General features: G+C 65.3%; 20 protein-coding genes. 11 read left to right on the forward strand and 9 right to left on the reverse strand.

The features are described 5' to 3' along the window. Nucleotides 1–106 precede the first annotated feature (106 nt). The 4 genes from kdgD to BMY06_RS24040 all read right to left on the reverse strand — a co-directional run bounded on the left by kdgD (nucleotide 107) and on the right by BMY06_RS24040 (nucleotide 4,959). Nucleotides 107–1,024 carry a 5-dehydro-4-deoxyglucarate dehydratase gene (gene kdgD, locus BMY06_RS24025; protein WP_074985716.1) on the reverse strand — a complete coding sequence of 306 codons (918 nt, stop codon included), beginning with the start codon at nucleotides 1,022–1,024 and terminating at the stop codon, nucleotides 107–109. A gap of 44 nt (nucleotides 1,025–1,068) precedes the next feature. Continuing rightward, on the reverse strand, nucleotides 1,069–2,418 hold the full coding sequence (gene gudD, locus BMY06_RS24030; RefSeq protein WP_074985718.1) for a glucarate dehydratase: 1,350 nt from the start codon (nucleotides 2,416–2,418) through the stop codon (nucleotides 1,069–1,071). Between the two features lie 89 nt (nucleotides 2,419–2,507). Further along, nucleotides 2,508–3,584 (reverse strand): lactonase family protein, encoded by a 1,077-nt coding sequence (locus tag BMY06_RS24035; protein WP_074985793.1) that lies wholly within the window; start codon nucleotides 3,582–3,584, stop codon nucleotides 2,508–2,510. Between the two features lie 37 nt (nucleotides 3,585–3,621). Continuing rightward, nucleotides 3,622–4,959 (reverse strand): MFS transporter, encoded by a 1,338-nt coding sequence (locus BMY06_RS24040; RefSeq protein ID WP_074985719.1) that lies wholly within the window; start codon nucleotides 4,957–4,959, stop codon nucleotides 3,622–3,624. A gap of 388 nt (nucleotides 4,960–5,347) precedes the next feature. Here BMY06_RS24040 and BMY06_RS24045 point away from each other — a divergent pair, with 388 nt between their 5' ends. Continuing rightward, on the forward strand, nucleotides 5,348–5,707 hold the full coding sequence (locus BMY06_RS24045) for a type II toxin-antitoxin system RelE/ParE family toxin (protein ID WP_244144400.1): 360 nt from the start codon (nucleotides 5,348–5,350) through the stop codon (nucleotides 5,705–5,707). Between the two features lie 26 nt (nucleotides 5,708–5,733). Continuing rightward, nucleotides 5,734–6,018, forward strand: a complete 285-nt coding sequence (locus BMY06_RS24050) for an XRE family transcriptional regulator (protein ID WP_065058904.1) — start codon at nucleotides 5,734–5,736, stop codon at nucleotides 6,016–6,018. A gap of 58 nt (nucleotides 6,019–6,076) precedes the next feature. On the opposite strand, the gene BMY06_RS24055 is transcribed toward BMY06_RS24050, so the two are convergent. Further along, nucleotides 6,077–6,817, reverse strand: coding sequence for a FadR/GntR family transcriptional regulator (locus BMY06_RS24055; protein ID WP_074985722.1), 741 nt, complete (start codon nucleotides 6,815–6,817; stop codon nucleotides 6,077–6,079). Between the two features lie 611 nt (nucleotides 6,818–7,428). Here BMY06_RS24055 and BMY06_RS24060 point away from each other — a divergent pair. From BMY06_RS24060 to BMY06_RS24095, 8 genes are all read left to right on the forward strand, one after another. Next, a complete protein-coding gene (locus BMY06_RS24060) occupies nucleotides 7,429–8,034 on the forward strand; it encodes a c-type cytochrome (protein WP_110328222.1) in 606 nt (201 codons plus the stop codon). A gap of 103 nt (nucleotides 8,035–8,137) precedes the next feature. Continuing rightward, entirely contained in the window at nucleotides 8,138–9,412 is a 1,275-nt protein-coding gene (locus BMY06_RS24065; RefSeq protein ID WP_074985795.1) for a c-type cytochrome, read from the forward strand. A 7-nt stretch (nucleotides 9,413–9,419) separates the two neighbouring features. Then, nucleotides 9,420–9,602 carry a hypothetical protein gene (locus BMY06_RS24070; protein ID WP_065058906.1) on the forward strand — a complete coding sequence of 61 codons (183 nt, stop codon included), beginning with the start codon at nucleotides 9,420–9,422 and terminating at the stop codon, nucleotides 9,600–9,602. Between the two features lie 15 nt (nucleotides 9,603–9,617). Next, nucleotides 9,618–10,193 (forward strand): cupredoxin domain-containing protein, encoded by a 576-nt coding sequence (locus BMY06_RS24075; protein WP_065058965.1) that lies wholly within the window; start codon nucleotides 9,618–9,620, stop codon nucleotides 10,191–10,193. Beyond that, nucleotides 10,183–11,808: a cbb3-type cytochrome c oxidase subunit I gene (locus BMY06_RS24080; protein WP_074985724.1), complete on the forward strand. Its 1,626-nt coding sequence runs from the start codon at nucleotides 10,183–10,185 to the stop codon at nucleotides 11,806–11,808. Before BMY06_RS24075 ends, BMY06_RS24080 begins: the two co-directional genes overlap by 11 nt. Then, nucleotides 11,805–12,593, forward strand: a complete 789-nt coding sequence (locus BMY06_RS24085) for a c-type cytochrome (protein ID WP_074985725.1) — start codon at nucleotides 11,805–11,807, stop codon at nucleotides 12,591–12,593. Before BMY06_RS24080 ends, BMY06_RS24085 begins: the two co-directional genes overlap by 4 nt. Nucleotides 12,594–12,682: 89 nt before the next feature. Continuing rightward, nucleotides 12,683–13,114, forward strand: coding sequence for an OsmC family protein (locus BMY06_RS24090; protein WP_074985727.1), 432 nt, complete (start codon nucleotides 12,683–12,685; stop codon nucleotides 13,112–13,114). 103 nt (nucleotides 13,115–13,217) lie between these two features. After that, nucleotides 13,218–13,562 (forward strand): cupin domain-containing protein, encoded by a 345-nt coding sequence (locus BMY06_RS24095; protein ID WP_074985728.1) that lies wholly within the window; start codon nucleotides 13,218–13,220, stop codon nucleotides 13,560–13,562. A 51-nt stretch (nucleotides 13,563–13,613) separates the two neighbouring features. Here BMY06_RS24095 and BMY06_RS24100 read toward each other — a convergent pair whose 3' ends face one another. The 4 genes from BMY06_RS24100 to BMY06_RS24115 form a co-directional block, all read right to left on the reverse strand. Beyond that, nucleotides 13,614–14,198, reverse strand: coding sequence for a hypothetical protein (locus tag BMY06_RS24100; protein ID WP_065058911.1), 585 nt, complete (start codon nucleotides 14,196–14,198; stop codon nucleotides 13,614–13,616). Nucleotides 14,199–14,258: 60 nt separating this feature from the next. Next, nucleotides 14,259–14,570, reverse strand: a complete 312-nt coding sequence (locus tag BMY06_RS24105; protein ID WP_074985730.1) for a hypothetical protein — start codon at nucleotides 14,568–14,570, stop codon at nucleotides 14,259–14,261. 87 nt (nucleotides 14,571–14,657) lie between these two features. After that, the gene (locus BMY06_RS24110) at nucleotides 14,658–18,092 is read right to left on the reverse strand and encodes a YadA-like family protein (protein ID WP_074985731.1); all 3,435 of its coding nucleotides are present in this window, start codon (nucleotides 18,090–18,092) and stop codon (nucleotides 14,658–14,660) included. A gap of 334 nt (nucleotides 18,093–18,426) precedes the next feature. Further along, nucleotides 18,427–20,157 (reverse strand): LuxR C-terminal-related transcriptional regulator, encoded by a 1,731-nt coding sequence (locus BMY06_RS24115; RefSeq protein WP_074985733.1) that lies wholly within the window; start codon nucleotides 20,155–20,157, stop codon nucleotides 18,427–18,429. A gap of 255 nt (nucleotides 20,158–20,412) precedes the next feature. On the opposite strand from BMY06_RS24115, the gene BMY06_RS24120 reads away from it, so the two are divergent. After that, a complete protein-coding gene (locus BMY06_RS24120; protein WP_065058914.1) occupies nucleotides 20,413–21,999 on the forward strand; it encodes a GGDEF domain-containing protein in 1,587 nt (528 codons plus the stop codon). Nucleotides 22,000–22,073: the final 74 nt, after the last annotated feature.

Below are 22,073 nucleotides of genomic sequence, written 5' to 3' on the forward strand. Positions count from 1 at the left end.
TGAAATAAACGATTGAAATAAACGCGTGCGCGCACGATAAAAAATGGCCCGCGAACCATCACGGTTCGCGGGCTTTTTTTCCTGCGATGCGAGCTGATCGGCCAGCTTACTGCGCGCCCAGCTTCTTGATCAGCACGTCGAGCTGCTCCATCTCCTCGGCCGTGAGCTCGGTGAGCGGCGCGCGCACCGGACCCGCGTCGTGGCCGACGAGCTTCGCGCCCGCCTTCACGATGCTCACCGCGTAACCGGCGCGGCGATTGCGGATCTTCAGATACGGCAGGAAAAAGTCGTCGATCAGCTTGCCGACCGTTGCGTGGTCATCGGCCGCGATCGCGCGATAAAAGTCCATCGCCGTCTTCGGAATGAAGTTGAAGACCGCCGACGAATACACCGGCACGCCCAGCGCCTTGTACGCCGCCGCATACACTTCCGCTGTCGGCAGGCCGCCGAGATACGAGAAGCGGTCGCCCAGACGACGGCGGATCGTCACCATCGCCTCGATCTCGCCCACGCCGTCCTTGAAGCCGATCAGGTTCGGGCAACGGTCGGCGAGCTGTTCGAGCATGTCCGGGCCGAGCTTCGAATTCGCGCGGTTATAGATGATCACGCCCATCTTCGGCACGGCCTTGCAGACCTGCTCCGCGTGCGCCGCGATGCCTTCCTGCGAGGCTTCCGTGAGGTAATGCGGCATCAGCAGAATGCCTTGCGCGCCGTTGCGCTCCGCTTCCTGCGCGTACTCGATGGCCACGCGCGTCGCGCCGCCCGCGCCCGCGAGAATCGGCACCTTGCCCTTGCAGGTTTCCGTGGCGGTCTTGATGACCTGCGAGTATTCGCTTTTCGTGAGCGAGAAGAATTCGCCCGTGCCGCCGGCCGCGAACAGCGCGCTCGCGCCATACGGGGCGAGCCATTCGAGGCGCTCGGCGTAGGTATCGGCGCGGAAATTGCCTTGCGCGTCGAAGTCGGTGACGGGGAACGACAGCAGCCCTTCGGAAACGATCTGCTTGAGTTCTTGCGGCGTGGTCATGGTCGGGGATCCTGTGATGATGGCGATATCGGGCGAGCCTGCGTTCAGCGCACGAGGCACGGACGCTTGTGGTCGAACGTCCAGTTGGGAATCAGGTATTGCATGGCGATCGCGTCGTCGCGCGCGCCGAGTCCGTGCTGCTGATACAGCGCGTGGGCCTTGTCGAGTTCGTCGAGATCGATGTCGATGCCGAGGCCGGGCTTCTGCGGCACCTGCACCTTGCCGCCCACGATCTGCAGCGGCTCGCGTGTGAGACGCTGGCCGTCCTGCCAGATCCAGTGCGTGTCGATCGCGGTGATCTTGCCGGGCGCGGCGGCGGCCACGTGCGTGAACATCGCGAGCGAGATGTCGAAGTGATTGTTCGAGTGCGAGCCCCACGTGAGGCCCCAGTCGTTGCACATCTGCGCGACGCGCACCGAGCCCTGCATGGTCCAGAAGTGCGGATCGGCGAGCGGAATATCGACCGATTGCAACTGGATCGCGTGCCCCATCTGACGCCAGTCGGTGGCGATCATGTTGGTGGCCGTCGGCAGGCCGGTCGCGCGGCGGAATTCGGCCATCACTTCGCGGCCCGAGTAACCGTTTTCCGCGCCGCACGGATCTTCGGCGTAGGCGAGCACGTCGTGTTGGTCGCGGCACAGGCGAATCGCTTCGGCCAGCGACCACGCGCCGTTCGGGTCCAGCGTCACGCGCGCCTCGGGAAAGCGTTCGGCCAGCGCCGTGACCGCGTCCATTTCGGCGTCGCCGGCCAGCACGCCGCCCTTGAGCTTGAAATCGTTGAAGCCGTAACGCGCTTTGGCGGCTTCGGCCAGGCGCACGACGGCCTCGGGTGTCATCGCCGCTTCGGTGCGCAGGCGCTCCCAGTCGTCGCGGCCGTCGGCGCCGCTCGCGTACGGCAGATCGGTCTGGCGCCGGTCGCCGATAAAGAACAGGTAGCCGAGCATCTCCACTTCGCTGCGCTGCTGTCCTTCGCCGAGCAGCGCCGCCACCGGCACGTTCAGATGCTGGCCGAGCAGATCGAGCAGCGCCGCTTCGAGCGCCGTCACGGCGTGAATCGTGGTGCGCAGGTCGAAGGTTTGCAGGCCGCGGCCGCCGGCGTCGCGATCGGCGAACTGCTTGCGCACCGTGTTGAGCACCGCCTGCAGATTGCCGATCGACTGACCGACCACGAACGCGCGCGCGTCGTCGAGCGTCTTGCGGATCGCCTCGCCGCCCGGCACTTCGCCGATGCCGGTGTTGCCCGCGCTGTCGCGCAGCAGCACGACGTTGCGCGTGAAGAACGGGCCGTGCGCGCCGGAGAGATTCATCAGCATGCTGTCGCGGCCCGCGACGGGCACGACGCGCAGTTCGGTCACGACGGGCGTGGCGTTCGGTTGGACGGTTGGTGTGGACATGAAGGCTTACCTGCTTGAAAGCGCTGTTTAAAGGCGGCGCGGGCGAGCGTCCCGCGCCAGTCGGTCGGTCAAAACGGTATGTGCCGAAATCAGGCCGGGGCGGCGACGATCTCCACCCAGTTCGCACCGTGTCCGCCCGCGCAGCGCGCGGCGAGCGTGAGCGCCCCGCTCTGCGCATCGACGCGATACAGCGAGACATGCGGTGACTTCTCTCCGCAGGCCACCGCAAAGCGGCCCGAGGGATCGAGGCGGAAACCGCGCGGCTGGGTTTCGGTATCGACGAAACCGGCGTAGTCGAGCGCGCCATCGGGCTGCACGGCGAACGTGAGCAGGCGGCTGGTCGTGCGCTCCGAGGCGTAGACGAAGCGGCCGTCGGGCGAGACGTGGATATCGGCGGCCCAGACCAGCTTCGCCAGTTCGGCGGGATCGGGCTGCACCGGGTCCGACGAACTCGGGCGCGCGAAGCCGTCGTTCAGATGCGCGAGGTCGGCGGCGCGCGGCGAGACGTGGCCGGGCGCAAGTGCGCCGGTTTGCGCGTCGCGCGTCAACGCGGCCACGGTGGCGCGGAATTCGCTCAGCACGTAAAGCGTCTTCTCGTCGGGCGACAGGCACAGATGGCGCGGACCGAAGCCCTTGCCGAGATCCACGGCGCCGATCTCGCGCAGGCGCCCCTCGTTTTCCAGCGCGAAGCAGAACACGCGGTCGCTGCCGAGCGACGAGGCGTACGCAAAGTGCCCGTCGGCGGAAACGATCACGCAATGCGCGTTCTGGATCCCTTCCACGGTCTGCAGCGGTCCGCCCAGGCCCTGGTCGATGTCCTGCGTGCGATACAGACACACGCGATGCTCGCCGTACGAGGCGCCGAGCAGAAAGCGCCCGAGCGGATCGGCGCACAGATAGGCGAAACTCGAATCGAGCGGCGCGCGGCCGAGCGTGGTCAGCGTGCCGTTGTGCGCATCGATCGCGTAGCGATACAGATGCAGGTCCGAACCGCGCGTCACGGCATAGAGATGGCGGCGGTCGGGCGCGAGCGCCATCGGCATGACGGTCGGCGCGATGGCCGTGCGCGCGTGCGGCGTGAGCGTGGCGGCGTTGGCGTCCAGGTGCAGCACGTCGATCTCGCCGTCGTTGGCGTTCGAAACGTAGACGAAGTAGCGGTCTTGCATGAGCGTTTCCTCAGTGGTCGCGGTCGTGGCGAAAGCCTCAGTGTGCGCCACGATGGACGGACTCTGCTTCGTCGCCGAACGCGCGGCGCGTCGGTTTGTTGCGGGCGAGGAACGCGGCGGCCGCGGCGATCAGCGACGTCACGCCGAGTCCATACAGGCCGCCCGCGATCGAGCCGGTGTGCTGCTGTAGATAGCCGAAGGTGGCGGGCGCGAAGAATCCGCCCAGATTGCCGAGCGAATTGATCAGCGCGATCACGGCGGCGGCCACGCGGGCGTCGAGATAACCTTGCGGCAGCGGCCAGAACAGCGACGAGGCGGCCTTGAAGCCAATCGCCGAAAAGCAGATCGCGACGAACGAAAACACCGGATTCGCCGAGGTCGACGCGAACAGCCCGCACGCGGCAATCACCAGCGCCAGCGCGAGCCATGCCTGCTGGAAGCGCCATTTCGCCGAGAGCAGCGCGAAGCAGTACATCGCGACGATGGCGATCATCCACGGAATCGCGTTGTAGAGGCCCACCTGGAAATCCGTCAGGCTGCCCATCTTGCGGATGATCGTCGGCAGCCAGAACGTGGCCGCGTAGATCGTGAGCTGGATCGCGAAGTAGAGAAAACAGAACAGCACGATCTGCGGATCCTTCAGCAGGCGCATGACGGGCACGTGCGCGCCGGTCGCGGCTTCGCGCTCGGCCTGTTCGCGCGCCATGTAGCTTTCGAGCGCGCCCTGCTCGTCGTGCGTGAGCCAGTGCGCGTCGCGAATGCGCGACTTCAGCAGCAGCCAGCTCGCGCCGCAGAGCACGATCGAGAACGCGCCTTCGATCAGGAACATCCACTGCCAGCCCGCGAGGCCGAAACCGCGCACCGAGAGCAGCGCGCCCGTGATCGGCCCGGACAGCACCGAGGCGAACGCCGAGCCCGCCAGAAACACCGCCACCGCCTTGCCGCGCGCCTGCTGCGGCAGCCATTGCGCGAAGTAATACACCACGCCCGGAAAGAACCCCGCTTCGGCGATCCCGAGCAGAAAACGCAGCAGATAGAACGAGGTGTCGTTCTGCACGAACGCCATCGCGCCCGCCACGAGACCCCACGTTCCCATGATGCGCGTGAGCCAGGCGCGCGCGCCGTACTTCTGCATCAGCATGTTCGACGGCACTTCGAACAGCGCGTAACCGATGAAAAACAGACCGCTGCCGAGCCCGTAGGCCGCCGCGGAGAGGCCCAGATCGGCCTCCATGTGCGCATTCGCGAAACCGACGTTCACGCGGTCGATGTAGTTCGCGATGAACATGATCAGGAAGAGCGGCAGCACGTGCCGCATGACCTTGGCGCTGGCCGAATCCAGCAGGTCGTCGTGACGCTTGGCGGGAATGGACATCTGGGCTTGTCTCCTGAGCGGCGTCCGCGCATCGGGGTCCGTGTGCGGCGCTTCATGGTACGTTGTCTGACGACATTGTAGGGAGGAGACGGGTGGGATTCTATTGGGTGTTTACCCTGAAAATTGGCTAAATTTGCCGTGGAAATACGATCAGAGCAAGCGACATCGCTCCCATTAAAGGCCGGTCAGTCCATAACGTCGCCTAGTTGTACGATGACTTACTTGGCCCATCTGGCGTGTGCTGCCCGCGTGCTGGGGCAGCCGATCAAACCGGCATCCACATCAACTTCCGCTGCCGACCCAGCCATTTGGCCGAGTCTTTTCGCATCACATCGCTACGTAAGATCAAACTCCATCGGCTTGATATTTCGTACCAATGTTGATACATTTGAATCGCCCCAATCGCTACGTCTCGCCGCTCGTCGTGCACTTTTTCCGAACCGGCTCCGGCAACGAACCGGTTCGGCTATGGCTCAAGGATCTCGAGGCTGCCGACCGCAAGGCCATCGGCGAGGAAATCAAGGTGGTGCAGATCGGCTGGCCGCTGGGCATGCCGGTCGTGCGCAAACTGGAGCGCGATCTGTGGGAGATCCGCGTGCATTTGCCGCTGCGCATCGCCCGGGTTTTCTTCACGGTCGCGGGCAACGCCCTCGTCCTGCTGCACGGCTTCATCAAGAAGTCGCACGGCACGCCACAAGACGATCTGGAGTTGGCAAGAGAGCGGTTACGTCAATTGAAAAACGGCTAGCGCGCCCCGCGCACAAGGAGCACGGCATGACGAACAAACATATCGGCGCAAATTTCGACGACTTTCTCGCCGGGGAAGGTCTGCTCGAAGAATCGACGGCCATGGCCATCAAGCGCGTGATCGCGTGGCAGATCGAGCAGGAAATGAAGGCGCAGCAACTGACCAAGACGCAAATGGCCGCGAAAATGAAAACGAGCCGCGCGGCGCTCAACCGCCTGCTCGACCAGAACGACACCAGCCTCACGCTCACCACGCTGGCCAGCGCCGCCGCCGCGCTCGGGAAGAAGTTCAGGTTCGAACTCTGCGCCTGAACGCTGCCTGAGCATCGCCTGAGCGTCGCTTTCGCCGCGTGTCATGCGCGAACGGCGATTAGACCTTGCCGCCAGGCACCGTTGCCGCGCGGCGCAGTCGTTCGCGGCTGCTCGACAGATGCATGCGCATGGCCGCGCGCGCGCCCTCGGGGTCCTGACGCGCGATCGCCTCGAAAATGCTTTCGTGCTCGCGGTTCACGAGTTCGGCGTAAGTCTTCGGATCGCGGTGCGCAATACCGGCCGAATCAATGCGATGGCGCGGAATGAGCGCGGCGCCCATCTGCGTGAGGATGTCCACGAAATACCGGTTGCCGGTGGCGCGCGCCACGGAGACATGGAACGCCAGGTCCGCGCCTGCGCTGTCGCCGCCCGCGTGAGTTGCCGCCGAGATCGCGTCGAGCGCCGTGCGGATGTTCGCGAGATCGCGTTCGCTCGCGCGCTGCGCGGCCAGTCCGGCGCACTCGGTCTCCAGGCTGATGCGCAACTCCAGCACCGAGAGCAGATCGTTGAGCGTGCTGGCGGGCACGACGTCGAGTTCGAGCGGTTCGCGGCGCGGCTCCAGCACGAAGCTGCCAATGCCGTGCCGGGTCTCGATGACCGACATGGCCTGCAGCCGCGAAATGGCCTCGCGCACCACCGTGCGACTCACGCCCAGTTGCGTCATGAGACTGCTTTCGGTGGGCAGCTTGTCGCCGGGCTTCAACGCGCGCGATCCAATCTGCTGGTTGATGAAGTCGACGACCTGCTCGGCCAGGTTGCGGTTGCGCGCGGGTATCGGCGCGGCGAGCGATGCGGCCATCGTCCCCTCCTTGTCATTCGGTTTAGGGAATTATTATACGTCGTCGGACAACTGATGGTTTGCGGGCGTTGGCGCGCCAAAAGCGTCGCGTAACAGCGCTTGGCGGGCGTGGAGCGTCGCGCCGGCAGTTATCGGACAACCGTGCCCAACCGGCGCCCGGCGGAATCTTCCCCCCGCATAGTGACGCGAATCGATCATGTCAAAAATTGATTAGCCATCCGAATAAAAAGCAGCGATAAAGCCGCATCACTGTCTCGCCGCCAATGCTGAAGACGAAAACAAACATGCGATCGTGTCGTTAGCAAACCTGTTAATCCACTTCTCCACTTACAGTTTTTTTGCACACCTTCACGTGCATCGACGGCATTTTTCTTGATAATGTCGATCAGAGGATGCGCGCCGGACTGCCGGAACATCGGCTGCCAAAGAGAACGAAAGCTGCCCCACACCGGACGACGCCTCAACTGATATCGAATCGCACCGCGTTTGTGTCGCCACAATCCGCAACGAGGGAATCATTGAGAACCCGCTTCGTCCTCTTCATTGCCGCGCTCGTCCTGCCCTGGGCGCCGCTGTTCGCGGCACCGCCGGCTGAGCCCGCGCCCGATACGATGCAGGCACGCGTGATGGGTTGCGCCGCCTGCCACGGCGCGCACGGCGAAGGCACCGACAACGACTACTTCCCGCGGCTCGCGGGTAAGCCGGCCGGTTATCTGTACAACCAGCTGATCGCGTTTCGCGACGGCGGCCGCAGCTATCCGCCGATGAACTATCTGCTCGCGTATCTCCCCGACGCGTACCTCAAGCAGATCGCGGACTTCTTCGCGCAGCAGCATCCGCCCTACCCGCCGCCCGCCACGCCGAAGGTCGACGCCGCGTTGCTCGCGCTCGGCAAATCGCTCGTGCTCAACGGCGCGCCGAACCGCAACGTGCCCGCGTGCGCCGCCTGTCACGGCGCCGGGCTGACCGGCATGGAGCCGGCCATTCCGGGCCTCGTCGGCCTGCACGCGGATTACATCAGCGCGCAACTAGGGGCGTTCCGCTACGGCACGCGACGCGCCGCGAGCCCCGACTGCATGCACGATATCGCCTCGCATCTCGCCGAACGCGACATCACGGCCATCGCCGCGTGGCTGGCCGCGCAGCCGGCGCCCGCCGATCCGAAGCCCGCGCCGCCCGCGCCCCTGCCGCTCGCCTGCGGCAGCGTCCCCCACTAGCCGAGGCCTCGACGTGCGCAAACATCGAATCCTCACTTCGCTGCGTTTTTCCTCGCGCCTGCCGGCCTTGCTGGCGCCGCTGGCCGTGTGCTGCGCGTTCGCCCTGAGCGCGAGCGCGCAGACCGCCGCGCCTTCCGCGAATGCCGCCAATGCGGCGAGCGCCGCCGCAGCCGCCGCGTCGGCGAACGCGAAGCCCGTCACCGCCCACGCCGCGCAGATTGCGCGCGGCGAATACCTCGCGCGCGCCGGCGACTGCATTGCGTGTCACACGGTGCCGTCGCAGCAGATGTTCGGCGGCGGCCGTCCCATGGAGACGCCGTTCGGCACGCTCTATACGCCGAATATTTCGTCGGACAAGACGTACGGCATCGGTGCCTGGACCGCCGACGAGTTCTATCGCATGCTCCACGAGGGCAAGTCGCGCGACGGCACGCTGCTCTATCCCGCGATGCCGTTCGCCTCGTACACCAAGGTCACGCGCGCCGATTCCGACGCGATCTACGCCTACCTGCTTTCGACGCAGCCCGTGCATCAGCCCAATCGCGCGCACACGCTGCGTTTTCCGTATAACCAGCGCTCGCTGCTGCTCGGCTGGCGCGCGCTCTATTTCCGCGAGGGCGAGTTCAAGCCCGATCCGAAACAATCGGCGGAATGGAATCGCGGCGCGTATCTGGTCGAAGGTCTCGGCCATTGCACGATGTGCCACACGGCCATCAACGCGCTGGGCGGCAACTCGGCCTCGAAGGCCTTCCAGGGCGGCCTGATTCCGTTGCAGAACTGGTATGCGCCGTCGCTCACGTCGAACAAGGAAGCGGGTCTGGGCGACTGGAGCATCGAGGATATCGTCGACCTGCTGCACGCGGGCGTGTCGAATCGCGGCGCCGTCTATGGGCCGATGTCCGAAGTCGTCTACGACAGCTTCCAGTATCTGACCGAAGACGACGTGCGCGCCGTGGCCGTCTATCTGAAGTCGCTGCCCGGCCACTCGTCCGAAGTCGACAAATCGCCGAAAAGCGATTTCGTGACCGAGGAAGCGAACCGTCTCGCGCCGCTCGGCAAGAAGATCTACGAAGCGCAATGCGCCGTGTGCCACGCGACCGAAGGTCAGGGCAAGCTGCCGCATTTCCCGCCGCTCGCGAACAATCAGTCGATCCAGATGAACTCGGCGGTGAATCCGATCCGCATGGTGCTCAACGGCGGCTATGCGCCCGGCACGCGCAAGAATCCGATGCCGTACGGCATGCCGCCCTTCGCGCAATCGCTCTCCGACGAGGAAGTGGCGGCTGTCGTGACCTATATCCGCACGGCGTGGGGCAATCACGGCACGCCGGTTTCCGAACATGAAGTGAACGCGCTGCGTTCGGCGCCGCTTTTCTGAGGCCGCGATGATCGAAACTTCCGTTCCCGAACAACCGGGCGAGCGCCCGCAGCACGAACAGGTCGACGAGATCGTGCGGCGCGGTCCGGGCGGCGCGCTCGCGCTCGCGGGCATCGCCACGGCCATCGTGTTCGCGATCTGGTTCGCGTTTTACTTTCTCGTGTTCCTGCCTCGCGGCGTCATCCAATAAGCGGGCCGCTCATCCATGTCCACGAATCCGACCGATTCCCATGCCAGCGCCGACGTCGCCGCGCGCGTGGAGCGCCGCTGGGCCACGCTCATGGTGGCGCTCGTTCTGCTGCTGGTGGCGATGGTGGTGTTCACCGGCCTGCACTGGGCGATGATGCCGCCTTCGCGCGTGGAAACCATCGACCCCGAAACGCTGCACGTGTCCGGCGAATTCGTCGAAACCAATCTGGGCAGCGCGCTCGAATCCGACGGCTCGGTGACCGTGCGCGTGCTCGCGCAGCAGTATTCGTTCACGCCGCAATGCATCGTCGTGCCGACGGGCGTGCCGATCACGTTTCGCGCCACCAGCGCCGACGTCGTGCACGGTTTTCTCGTCACCGACACCAATCTGAATTCGATGGTCGAGCCCGGCTACGTCTCCACCTTCCGCACCACCTTCGACAAGCCCGGCGACCATCTGATGCCGTGTCACGAGTATTGCGGCACGGGCCACCAGGGCATGTGGGCGCACGTGAAGGTGATCGATCGCGACGCGTTCATGCAACTGGCCAACCAGGCGGGAAATTCGCGGAGACTCAGCTGTGTTAAATAACAAGCGCCTCGTGCTCGCCCACTTCTGGTTCGCCTTCGTGCTGTTCGGCGTCGCGCTCGTGCTGGGCGCGTGGCAGATGCTCGTGCGCAGCCCGCTGCATCCATGGCTCAAAGACCCCGAGCTTTACTACCGCTCCGTCACCGAGCACGGCACCGTGATGGGCTACGCGTTTCCCACGCTCATCGCGATGGGCTTCGGCTACGCCGTCACCGAACTCGCGCTGAAAAAGCCGCTGGTCGGCGTGCGCTGGGCGTGGCTCGGCTTCATCCTGCTCACGCTCGGCTCGGTCACGGCGAGCGTGCCGGTCGCGCTCGGCCGCGCCTCGGTGCTCTACACGTTTTATCCGCCGATGATCGGCAGCGTGTTCTATTACCTCGGCGTCGTGCTCGTGGTGGTGGGTTCGTGGGTCTGGGTCGCGTTGATGGGCGTGAACCTCGCGGCGTGGAAGCGCGAGAATCGCGGCAAGCCGGTGCCGCTCGCGATGTTCGCGACCGTGGCGGGCGCGTATCTGTGGGGCTGGACCGCTGTCGGCGCGGCCATCGAAGTGCTGTTCCAGATCCTGCCCGTGGCGCTCGGTCTGCGCAGCACCATCGACGCGGGACTCGCGCGCGTGTTCTTCTCGTGGACGCTGCACGCGATCGTCTACTTCTGGCTGATGCCCGCGTACATCGCCTATTACACGATCATTCCGCGCGCGATCGGCGGCCGCCTCTACAGCGATGCGATGGCGCGCATCTCCTTCATCCTGTTCCTCGTGGTGGCGATGCCGATCGGCCTGCACCATCTGTTTACCGATCCGCAAGTGGGCTCGGGCTTCAAGTTCCTGCAGTCGGTGTTCACGGCGCTCGTCGCGGTGCCGACGCTGCTTACGGTGTTCACGATCTGCGCATCGGTGGAAATCGCGGGCCGGCTGCGCGGCGGCAAGGGCGTGTTCGGCTGGATCGCGAAGCTGCCGTGGCACAACCCGCAGATGCTCGCGGTGGCGTTCTCGTTCGTGATGCTCGGCTTCGGCGGCGCGGGCGGCCTCATCAACATGAGCTACCAGCTCGACCAGCCGATCCACAACACGCAATGGGTCACGGGCCACTTCCACCTGATCTACGGCGGCGCGATCGTCATCATGTATTTCGCCATCGCCTACGATCTGTGGCCGCAGCTCACGGGCCGCGCGCTCACCAACTGGCGGCTGATGCGCTGGCAGTTGTGGCTGTGGTTCATCGGCATGATCGTGACGACCTTCCCGTGGCACCTCGTCGGCATTCTCGGCATGCCGCGCCGCATGGCGTATTTCGATTACGCCGATCCCGCGCTCGCCGGCCAGGCGCTGCTCGTGGCGATCTCGGCGGTGGGCGGCTTCATCCTCGTACTCTCGGCCGTGCTGTTTTTCGTGGTGCTCTGGCAGGGCCATCGCAGCGAGGCGGCCGCGCCCGAGGAATACCGCTTCAGCACGCCCGTGCATGAGACGCCGCGCCTGCCGGTCGCGCTCAACAGCTTCGCGTTGTGGATCGTGCTGATGATCGCCCTCACGGTCGCCAATTACGGCTACCCGATCGCGCAACTGCTCGCGACACCCGACACCGCCGTGCCCGCGATTCCGATTGGAGCGCCGCGATGAGCGACGAACGCCTGTTCTCGTTACGCAATCCCTGGTTTCGCGTGAGCGTGGGCGCGACGATCGTCGCGTTCTTCGTCTCCGCGCTGATCGGCTTCGTGTGGCTGCCTTCGGCGCAAAGCGATCCGAACTTCCAGGGCCTCTGGAACGCGATCTGCAGCGCGGCGGGCGTACCGCGCCAGTGGCATCAGGGCGAAACCTCGTTGACGCCCGGCTACAAGGTGAGCACCGTCGAACTCACGCCGCACATGCTCGACGGCGCGAGCAGTCTCTCGATCGGACGCGGCGCGACGCTCTCGCTGCGCTGCACGATGTGCCACGGTCCGCGCGGCATGAGCGACGCCAATTCGCCGAATCTCGCGGGCCAGTATGCGAGCGTGATCTACAAGGAACTGCTCGACTTCCAGAGCGGCGCGCGTCAGAACGCGGTGATGTCGCCGATGGCGCAAAATCTGTCCGATCAGGATTTGCGCGATCTGGCGGCGTATTACGCCTCGCTGCCGCCGTTCGTGGAGCTCAAGGGCGAGCCGCCCGAGATCGTTTCGCAAGGCGCGCCGCTGCGCAATATTCCGGCGTGCGCGTCGTGTCATGGCGGCGTCGATCACAAAGTCGGCAGCCCGTGGCTCGACGGCTTGCCGGCGGTCTACACGAAGGCGCAGCTCGCGGCATTCGCGAACGGCACGCGCCACAACGACATTTCCGAGCAGATGCGCAACATCGCGCGCAACATGACGCCCGACGAAATCGATGCGGCCGCCGCCTGGTACGCAGGCGCCACGCAGCATTGAGCGATCAGCACTGAGCACTGGGCGTCGAGCGCCTGCCGAGGCACGCGGCTTGCGCGACTCGCCTTCCCACCCTTACGCGGAGAAACATCATGCAAAAGACGGCTAGCGCCAAATGGCACGGCGGCATCAAGGACGGTCAGGGTTCGATCTCGACCCAGACGGGCGTGTTGCGCGACGCGCCCTACGGGTTCGCCTCGCGCTTCGAGGGTGGCCCCGGCACCAATCCCGAGGAACTGATCGGCGCGGCGCACGCGGGCTGCTTCACGATGGCGTTTTCGCTCTTTCTCACCGAAGCCGGTTTCAAGGCCGACAGCATCGAAACGAAGTCGACGGTGACGCTCGAAAAAGTCGGCGAAGGTTTTTCGATCACGGCCTGCCAGCTCGACATGACCGCGAAGATTCCGGGTATCGACCAGGCGAAGTTCGAAGAACTCGCCAACGGCGCGAAGGAGAACTGTCCGGTGTCGAAGCTGTTCGCCAACAACGCGAAGATCACGCTGAAGGCGACCCTGGCCGCCTGACGCACGCGGTGTTGTTTGATGTTTTGCGATGTTTTGTGATCGACCGGTTCGGGTCCGGTCCCCGGCGCCGAACCGCTGATTTCCGTCTCGCAGAGAACCCATCATGGCCATTCCGCATGCCGCCCCCGGCGAGATCTTCGACGCCCGCCCGCTAGGCGGTGCGCTCAAGAACGCGAAGTCGAGCACGCTGATCCGCGCGAAGCAGCTCGAAGTGATTCGCCTCGTGCTGCCCGCGGGCAAGCAGGTGCCCGAGCATCGCGCGCCGGGCGAAATCACCGTGCTGTGTCTCGAAGGCGTGATCCGTTTTTCCATCAACGGCGATCCGCGCACGATGCACGCGGGCGATATGCTGTTGCTCGATGCAGGCGTACCGCACGCGCTCGAATCCCTCGACGACGCCTCGGTGCTCGTCACGATCCATCTCGCCCACGACGACAAAAAAGCGTGAGCGTCGCGAGACGCTCACGCTTCGCACAGTCGTGCGATTGCGCGCCTTGACTCAACCCTGCGTATCCTGCACGGCGTAAGTCTGGACGAAGACCAGCCGCACCGTGTCGCCCGGATGGACCTGTTTCAGGTCGACGCCCGGATGCACGTCCATCGCGAAGCGCCGTGTCGCGCCACGCAGCGTGACCTTGCGGGCTTGCGTGTCGACGTGCAGGACCGTCGCCTCGACTTCCACCTGACGCGCGACTTCGTAGCCGCTGGCGGTGGGCAGGAACACGTCGGTATCGACGCGCTTGCGGATGCCGTCGCTTTGCGCGGCCACCTTGTGAAGCTCGACGACCAGCGCATCCTTGTATTGCAGCGCAATCGCATCGCCCACTTGCGGCAGCGTCTTGTCGTCGGGACGCATGACGAGCGGCAGACGCACTTCCTTGCCATGCTCGCCGAGCACGGTCATCGTGCGGCTCGTGACGTCGACCGAGGTGACGCGGCCTTTCAGCGGCACGGCAGCGGCCTGCGCGACGACGCTTTGTGTCGCATCGGCGGTGAAGTCGGAGGCGGCAGCCGGAAGAACCGGCGCGACGCCGAGCAACATGGCGGTGCTGATCGAGATGAGCTTGAGGGTAGCGGATTTCATTTTAGACTCCTGATGATTGATTGAACATGGCGGACGCGGCGCGCCCGCTCAAACTGCGATTTACTGCACTACAGGTGCGGCCTTGTGTGCCGCGCAGGTGAAGGTCAGCTCGCGCGGATCGCCGCTGGCCTCGGTGCCTGAAGCGGCCTTGTCGATCGTCGAGACGAGGTTCACTGCCCCTTCGCCGCAGATCTTTTCCGCTTGCTTCATGCAGGTCCGGCTACTGGAAAAGAGGCCCTGACACTGCACCCGATAAACCGGCGCACCTTGTGTCGACGTCATGACGTCGAGGTTGTGTGCCGGGCCCGATGCGCTGGAGCAGCCCGCAAGAAGCGCGAGACCGATTGCGCAGAAGAGAATGTGATGTTTCATGATTGACTCGTAAAATCAGATTAATTAATTCGGGTTCCATACTATTTGGGTTTTGACCGGGTGACGGCGCCGAGCGCCGCCCGATCGTTACCACTGATACGAAGCGCCAACGCCCACCGTGGTGCCGCCCGAACTCACGCCCGCGCCCGCGCGCAGCTTGATGTTCTGGGTGACGCGCGCCGTGCCGCCGATCGCCATGGCCTGATAGCCGCGATACGTGCCGCCACCGACGCCGACCGAGATCGACTTGCCGAGGTCCACGTCCGGGATCATCGAGAGCGCGGTTGCTGCCGCGACGCCCGAGTACGCATCGCGCGCCACGCGGTTCACCTGGTCGCCCAGCATGTTCACGCGCTTGTCGGTGTACTGATTCGCCTGCGCGCCCATGTTGTTGAGCTGATTCAGATTCACGGCGTCGGTGCCGACCGTGCCGGGCGCGACATTGGTGATCTGCCGCTCGTTGCCCGCGGTCCCCACGGAGACCGTGTTCGCGCGGTCCGCCACCGAGCCCGCGCCGACCGCCACCGAGTTCGCCGCGTTCGCCTGGGCGTTCGCGCCCATCGCCGTTGCGTGATCGCCGGTCGCGCTCGCGGCTTCGGCATTGCGATCGCCATCGGCCGTGAAGAACGGATTGGCAGCCGCACTGAGGTTGTCGGTGATGCCGCTCACGGCCTGGTTGAGCTGATCGACGTTCACCGCATCGGAGCCTTCCACGCCCGTCGCCACGTTATGGATGGAGGTTTTCTCGCCGCCCTCGCCTTGCAGCGTGATGCTGTTGTAGTTGATGGTGCCGTCGGGGTTGCGGTCGTACTTCACCGTGCCTTCGGTCGCCTGCGTGACGCTCGCGTTGAGGTCGCCGATCGCCTGGCCCACCGCATAGAGCTGCGAGCCGTTGATGGCGTCGGTGCTGTCCGCGCTGACCTGGCCCGCCGCGACGTTCGTGATGGTGCGTTCGCTGCCTTGCGCGCCCACGCTCACCGTGCCCGTCGGGTTGGCGCCCGCGAAGTTGTAGTAGCTGTTGCCGAACACCGCGCCCGGCGTGGATACCGCATACGAGGTCGACGAACCCGCGCCCAGCGCCACATCGTTCGCGTGGTTCGCACGCGCACCCATGCCGATCGCGACGCTGTCCTGACCGACGGCCTGCGAGTCGACGCCGGTCGAGTTGGCGTGGAAGTACTTCGTGCCGCCCATGTAGACGTTGTCGATGTTGGTGGTCAGGTTGGTGATGTCGCCTTCGACATTCGTCACGCGGCCATCGAGATTCGTGATGCTCTGGCGAGTCTGATAAAGCTGCGAACCGTTGATCGCATCGGTGCTGTTTTCGTTGACTTCGCCTTCGGCCACGTTGCTCAGGCGCACTTTGCTGCTCGCGCCCGGGCCGCCCAGCGTCACGGAGTCACGCGCCGGCGAGTCGTACATCACCGCGTTGCCGATGTCGCCCTGCAGATTCGTGATGTCGCTGGTGTTCTTGTTGACGGCCAGATTCGTGGCGTGCAACTGCGAACCGTTGATGGCGTCGGTGCTTTGATCGTCCACGCGGCCCGCCGCAACGTTCGTGATCGTGCGTTCACTGTCTGCGCCGCCCACGCTTACTGTGCCGACCGGCGCGGAGCCCGCATAGCCGCGATAAACGCCGCCGACTGTGCCGCCCGCCGTGCCGAACGCCGTGTCCGTCACCGCGTTCGAGCCGAGCGCGACGCTGTTTGCGTGCGCGGCCATCGCATTGCGGCCCAGCGCGAGGCTCGAATTGCCTTGCGCCGCGGCTTCATAACCGACTGCCGTGCTGCCTTCGCCGCTGGCATAGGCGTCCGCTTTCGCAAGGCCCTGCTCGTTGGTGCGCGCGTAGCGAATACCGATGCCATTCGCGTTCGTGTAGGTTTCGCTCGTATCGCCCGCGATGTTCGTGATCGTGTCGCCGAGGCGCGTCACGCCACCTTCGACCGTGGTCACGCGGCCATCGAGATCCGTAATGGCCGTTGCGTGCTCGTCGACGACCTGATTGGTCGCGTGCAGTTGCGAACCATTGATGGCATCCGTGCTCGTGCTGCTGAGGCGGCCGGCAGCGACGTTCGTGATCGTGCGTTCGCTGCCTTGCGCGCCCACGCTCACGGTGCCCTGAGGCGTCGCGCCTGCGAACGTCACGCTCTTGCCGCCCACGTTCGCGCCGCTGGTGCCGACGGCGCCGTTCGCCACCGACCCGCGACCGAGCGCGACGTCGTTCGTCCCGGACGCAACCGCGCCTGCGCCGATTGCCACGGTGTTGGCCGCAAGGGATTGTGCGCCGGAACCCACCGCGACGCCGCGCGTCCCGTTCACCGATGCGCCGGATCCGAGCGCCGTTGCATGGGTCGTGCCCGCGGCGACTGCGCTGTTGCTGCCGAGCGCGACGCTGTTCGTCGCCTCGGTCCCGACCACGGCGTTCGCGCCCACGGCGACCGACGATCTGGCATTGCTTTGCGCCTGGCTGCCCACCGCCACGGAGTCGTCCGCTTTGGTCGACACGGTTGCGCCGTCGCCCATCGCCACCGAATTCGAGCTGCTGACGCTGGCATTGACGCCGGCCGCGAGCGAGTGAGGCGCGATTGCGCCCTCGTTGCTGTAATTGCCTTGCGGCGTGCCGTTGTCGTTCACGCTGTAGTAATGCGTGCTGTTGCTGTCGATCAGGTCGGCCACGCTCTTCAACTGCGAGACGTTCACGGCGTCGGTATCTTCGGCGCCGGCCGCGAGGTTGGTGATGCGACGTTCGGTGCTGGTCATGGCCACGCCGGAAGAGCCCACCGAGACTTCGCCCACGGGCGTCAGGCCCGCGAGTTTCGCCATCGCTTCCGCTGTCGGCGCGTAAGCCTCGGCGGCGGCGTTCATCGACGTGACGCTGTTCGCGCCCAGCGCCACGCTGTTGGCCGCGTTGGCCTGAGCGCTCGTGCCGATCGCAATTGAATTCGCCGCCGCGCCAGCCGTGAAGGCGCGATTGCCGATCGCCACGCTGTTCGCGCCGTTGGCGAAGGTAGCTTCGTTGCCGATCGCGAGGGAGCCCGTGCCGCGAATCTGATCGTTGAGCACGATGCGGCCGCCGTTCACATACAGCTCGTTGCCGAGCGTGAGCGAATCGCTGCCGACGATGCCGGGATCCTGATCGTTGACCGTGGCGCCATAGAACAGCACGCGCTTCGTTTGCGTGGCCTTGTCGCCCGCGCTGCAATATTGGAGCTGCCCCGGGTAGTTGCTGGCGTTGATGCCGAACCACTGATTGCCCTGACCGCCACCGGTTCCGCTGCCCGCGTCATAAGCCGCGATGCAGCCGCCGGTCGAGACGTCATTGACGAAGATGCCGGTATTGCCCTGCCCGCCGGGCGCGGGCGTGGCCCACGCGCCGCCGCTGCCCAGTGCGGCGACAGCGGCCAGCATGGCCACCGTCAGCGCCCGCCGCGCCGAATGCTTGCCGTGCGCGTGGGCGTTTTCCTGCGCAGCCGTCCACGTTTGTGTGGAGGCGTTCCAGATGGATCGATAGATCTTGTTCATTACGGACTCCCGAATGTCGAGTGAAGTGACGTGAGCGGGAGCAGCCGTGCGATGCCCTGCATCGCGAGAAAACCCTGCCTACTCGCTCGCTACAACGAAGACGGATTGCGGTGGCGCTGCATGTGTCTGGCGAGGTATCACCTGGCGGATGCATGCGCTCGTTGCGTCTGGATGTAACGATAGAGGCCGGAGCGATCGGGAAATATGAGCGAATACTGAGTCGCGCCCAGGACAATGCTGTGCTCGACGGAAAAGGCCAACGGAGGGGCGAAACCAGGAAAATACTGCGGTGCCGGGCAGACAATACTGCGGGTCGCCGGCGCGGCGCGCGGCCTTATTCAGCGGACGCGACGAGCCGCCAGGTGGTGCCCCGGCGCGCACCGGCGTGCAGTTGCAGCGAGCCGTGCATGAATTCGGCCATGTGCCGGCAGACGAGAAAGCCGACCTGATTGCCGGCTTCGACGACAGGGAGTGGCGCGGCTGTCCCCGCCGAAGGCTCGATGTCGATCGTGAGGCGATACGCGCCGCCCGGCACCATCGGAGCGACGGTGAGATGAATGTCGACCGTGCAGCCCGGACTTTGCAGCATCTCGCGGCGCACGAGCAGACGGGCGAGATTGATCATCCGGCCTCGATCCAGCAGCGCGGACACCGTGGCGTCGCCAGTCACGCGCACGGCCAGCGTGCAACCGTAACGGCGCGCGTCGGCCTGTTCCGCTTGCGCGGCTTCGCGCACGAGATCGGCGGGACACGCGGGCGCCTGTTCGAGCGCCTGCTCGCCCTGCTCCAGCGCGATCAGATCCTTCACGTTGCGCGTGAGATGCTCCACGCGTGGAATCGCTTCGCTCAGGCGCGAGGCAAACGCGCGCTGCTCCGCCGTTGCCGTGCCGCTGTCGAACATCGCGGCTGCCGTCTCCAGCAGTCCGGCGAGCGGCTGCATTTCGTCGCAGAGTGCGCCCAGCAGGCGGCCCATGCCTTCCGCGACGCCGGCCGCGTTATCGCGCTCGATCGACAACGCGCGCAGCATGTCCTCGCGCCCCGTGACGTCGATCGTGCCGACTACCATGCCGAGCAATTCGCCGTCCGTGCCGCGATACGGCGTCGCCCAGCTATGCAGCATCGCGCGACGACCGTGCATGACCACTTCGCGATCGGTGCGCGCGGGCGTACCGAGCGACACGCGCGCACGGTAGCGACGTTCCAGTTCGATCGCGGTCTCCGCTCCGATCGATGGAAGATCGCTGAAACGCGTACCGGCAACGGCGTCGAACGTCGTGTCGTGCAGTTTCAGGAAAGCGTCATTGCACGCAACGAGACGGCCATTGAGATCGCGCACATGCAGCGGCAACGGCGTGCCGTCGAGCATCGCCCGCAGCATCGAAACGTCGTGCTCGCTCGCCTGAAACGTTTCCGTCGGCGCGATCCCGGCGCGTGCGGATTCGCCGAGCAAGCCGGCCTTGCGCGCAATATCGGCGAGTTCGACCAGCGATTCCGCATTGAGCTTGCGGCGCAGATGACTCCGATGCGCACTCACCGTCTTCTCGCTGATCGACAATTCCTGAGCGATGGCGATGTTGGGAAAACCGCGCGCCAGATAAGTGAGAATGCTCAATTCGCGCGGCGAGAGCACCGAGAGCGGGCCGGCGGAATCGACGCGTTTGCGCGTGCCCGCGAACTCGGATTCGAACGCGGGAAAATAGCGGTGTCCCGTGAGCACGCCATTCATCGCGCGGCGCAATTCGCCCGGCTCCTCCTGTTTGCCGATGAATCCGTCCGCGCCCGCCTCATAGCAGCTCTGGATGAAATGCGCGGCCGTTTCTTCGCCGTACAGCAGGATTTTCGTGCGCGTGCCTTTCGCCCGCAGACGCCGCAACACTTCCACGCCGCTGATCTTCGGCAGATGGGTGGCCAGCACCAGCAATTCAGGCTCGACCTCGCGCAGCAACTGCAACGCCCGCTGCCCGCTCTCGGCCTCTCCCGTCACCTGATGGCCCGCCGCGCGCACCAGCTCGCTGAGCGCCGCGCGTTCAACCGGTTGACCGCTCGCTACGATCACGCTGGCCATGCTGCTCCTCCAGGTCGCTGTCTCCGTGCTCGATTCTATGACCGTTTCGCAAAATCGCCCCACTCGCTGAGCGCGAACACCGCGAATGTTGCAACGTTAGCAATCGATGATTAGTTCGTTAAACTGATTGTTTCATCGCGTTGAATGGCGATGCCATGCAAGCGGCATGTTTTAGGCCACTTAGCTTCCCTCTCCAGCGCCGCTACGGCACCATGGCTGAACGTGGTCACGCAGACCGCGCCACGGAGAGCCTGCATGACGTTCCAGTCGCTTTACCGATCCACGGCCGCCCGTGTTCGCGCGGCGTATCTGTACCTCTTTCGCTGGCTCGGCGAGCATCCGTTCGTGCTCGGCAGCGCCGGGACGTTCGTCGGCTTCGCCATCGTCGCGATCGCCTTTATCGGTTTTTCGCAACAACGGCAGCAAGCGCTGCAAAATGCGCAACGAACCTCCACCATGCTGACCGCGCTGATTTCGAGCCACCTCGAAACCAATCTGGGCCTGTACGACCTGATTCTCTCGGACGCCGTCGCGTCGATCCGCGATCCACGCACGGCGACGCTGCCGCCCGACCTGCGCCGCACGGTGCTGTTCGGCCGTATCGCGGGCGCGCTTTATATCGACGGCGCGCTGTACGCCGACGCGCGCGGGCACGTGGTCGATTCGCAGGACGGGCGCGCCTACCCGAATGTGAATCTCGCCGACCGCGACTACTTCCGCGCCCAGGAACGCAGCCGCTCGCAGGGCATGTACATTTCCGATCCGTTCCGCTCGCGCGTCAACGACGGCCAGTATGCGATCGGCCTGTCGCGCCGTATCAGCGACTACGAAGGCGAGTTCGGGGGTGTCGTGCTGCTCACCTTGCGGCTCGCGTATTTCCAGCAACTGTTCAATCGCATCGACGTCGGGCCGAACGGCAACGTCTTCATCATGCTCGACGACGGCACGCTGCTCGCGCGCAAACCGTATTCCGATTACGACGTGGGCACGAATCTCGCCTCGCAGCGCCAGATCGCGCCCATGCTGAAATCGAGTTCGGGTTCCTTCGTCGCGCGCGACGATGAGGACGGCACGACGCGCATCTACACGTATCAACGCGTGCCGCACGCTTCGCTGACCGTGGTGGTCGCGCCCGCGCTCGACGACACGCTCGTGCGCTGGCGCGAGCGCGTCGCCGTTTACGAACCGACGTCGATTGCGTTCGGCGCGTTCGTCGCGCTTTCGTCGTGGCTGCTCGCGTTCGGTTTGCGCTCGCGGCTGCGCGCGGAATCGGAACTGAAACGCCTGTCCGTCACCGACGCGCTCACCGGGCTGTCGAACCGTCGCGCGCTCGATCTGCGGCTCGTGGAAGAATGGCAGCGCGCGCGCCGCGCCGAGCAGCCGCTTTCGATCCTGTTTATCGACATCGACCGCTTCAAGCTGTTCAACGACTTCTACGGTCACGCGGCCGGCGACGAAGTGCTCGCCGCCGTGGCGCACGCCATCGGCGCGACCGTGCAGCGCGCGACGGATATGGTGGCGCGTTACGGCGGCGAGGAATTCGCGGTGGTGCTGTCCGGCACGCCCGCCGATGGCGCGTGGAAGATCGCGCAGCAGATTCGCGAGAACGTGGCGGCGCTCGGCATCGCGCATGGCCATAGCGAGCACGGCTCGGTGACCGTGAGCGTGGGTTGCGCGACCTGCACGCCGCGCGAGGCCACCGGCGCTCACGCGCTGTTGCGCGCCGCCGACGAGGCGCTCTACGCCGCCAAGGAAGCAGGCCGCAATCAGGTCAAGGCAACGGTGTTCGAAGGCGCGCCGCCCGATCCGCGCGATTCGTTGATCGGCAACAGCGCGAACTGAACGTCGCGATCAAATAAAAAAGCGCGCCCGGGAGCGCGCTTGGCCGTTGGTCCGCGTATTTGCGTATTTGCATA

Source organism: Paraburkholderia tropica (assembly GCF_900109265.1).
Taxonomy (GTDB): domain Bacteria; phylum Pseudomonadota; class Gammaproteobacteria; order Burkholderiales; family Burkholderiaceae; genus Paraburkholderia; species Paraburkholderia tropica.

Excerpts from the sequence above, each read along its gene's own strand:
- BMY06_RS24100 (WP_065058911.1), bottom strand. The coding sequence starts at position 14,198 with ATGAAATCCGCTACCCTCAAGCTCATCTCGATCAGCACCGCCATGTTG.
- BMY06_RS24120 (WP_065058914.1), top strand. The coding sequence starts at position 20,413 with ATGACGTTCCAGTCGCTTTACCGATCCACGGCCGCCCGTGTTCGCGCG.
- BMY06_RS24070 (WP_065058906.1), top strand. The coding sequence starts at position 9,420 with ATGATCGAAACTTCCGTTCCCGAACAACCGGGCGAGCGCCCGCAGCAC.
- BMY06_RS24115 (WP_074985733.1), bottom strand. The coding sequence starts at position 20,157 with ATGGCCAGCGTGATCGTAGCGAGCGGTCAACCGGTTGAACGCGCGGCG.
- BMY06_RS24035 (WP_074985793.1), bottom strand. The coding sequence starts at position 3,584 with ATGCAAGACCGCTACTTCGTCTACGTTTCGAACGCCAACGACGGCGAG.
- gudD (WP_074985718.1), bottom strand. The coding sequence starts at position 2,418 with ATGTCCACACCAACCGTCCAACCGAACGCCACGCCCGTCGTGACCGAA.
- BMY06_RS24090 (WP_074985727.1), top strand. The coding sequence starts at position 12,683 with ATGCAAAAGACGGCTAGCGCCAAATGGCACGGCGGCATCAAGGACGGT.
- BMY06_RS24110 (WP_074985731.1), bottom strand. The coding sequence starts at position 18,092 with ATGAACAAGATCTATCGATCCATCTGGAACGCCTCCACACAAACGTGG.
- BMY06_RS24085 (WP_074985725.1), top strand. The coding sequence starts at position 11,805 with ATGAGCGACGAACGCCTGTTCTCGTTACGCAATCCCTGGTTTCGCGTG.
- BMY06_RS24095 (WP_074985728.1), top strand. The coding sequence starts at position 13,218 with ATGGCCATTCCGCATGCCGCCCCCGGCGAGATCTTCGACGCCCGCCCG.
- BMY06_RS24060 (WP_110328222.1), top strand. The coding sequence starts at position 7,429 with ATGCAGGCACGCGTGATGGGTTGCGCCGCCTGCCACGGCGCGCACGGC.
- BMY06_RS24050 (WP_065058904.1), top strand. The coding sequence starts at position 5,734 with ATGACGAACAAACATATCGGCGCAAATTTCGACGACTTTCTCGCCGGG.
- kdgD (WP_074985716.1), bottom strand. The coding sequence starts at position 1,024 with ATGACCACGCCGCAAGAACTCAAGCAGATCGTTTCCGAAGGGCTGCTG.
- BMY06_RS24105 (WP_074985730.1), bottom strand. The coding sequence starts at position 14,570 with ATGAAACATCACATTCTCTTCTGCGCAATCGGTCTCGCGCTTCTTGCG.
- BMY06_RS24055 (WP_074985722.1), bottom strand. The coding sequence starts at position 6,817 with ATGGCCGCATCGCTCGCCGCGCCGATACCCGCGCGCAACCGCAACCTG.
- BMY06_RS24075 (WP_065058965.1), top strand. The coding sequence starts at position 9,618 with ATGTCCACGAATCCGACCGATTCCCATGCCAGCGCCGACGTCGCCGCG.
- BMY06_RS24040 (WP_074985719.1), bottom strand. The coding sequence starts at position 4,959 with ATGTCCATTCCCGCCAAGCGTCACGACGACCTGCTGGATTCGGCCAGC.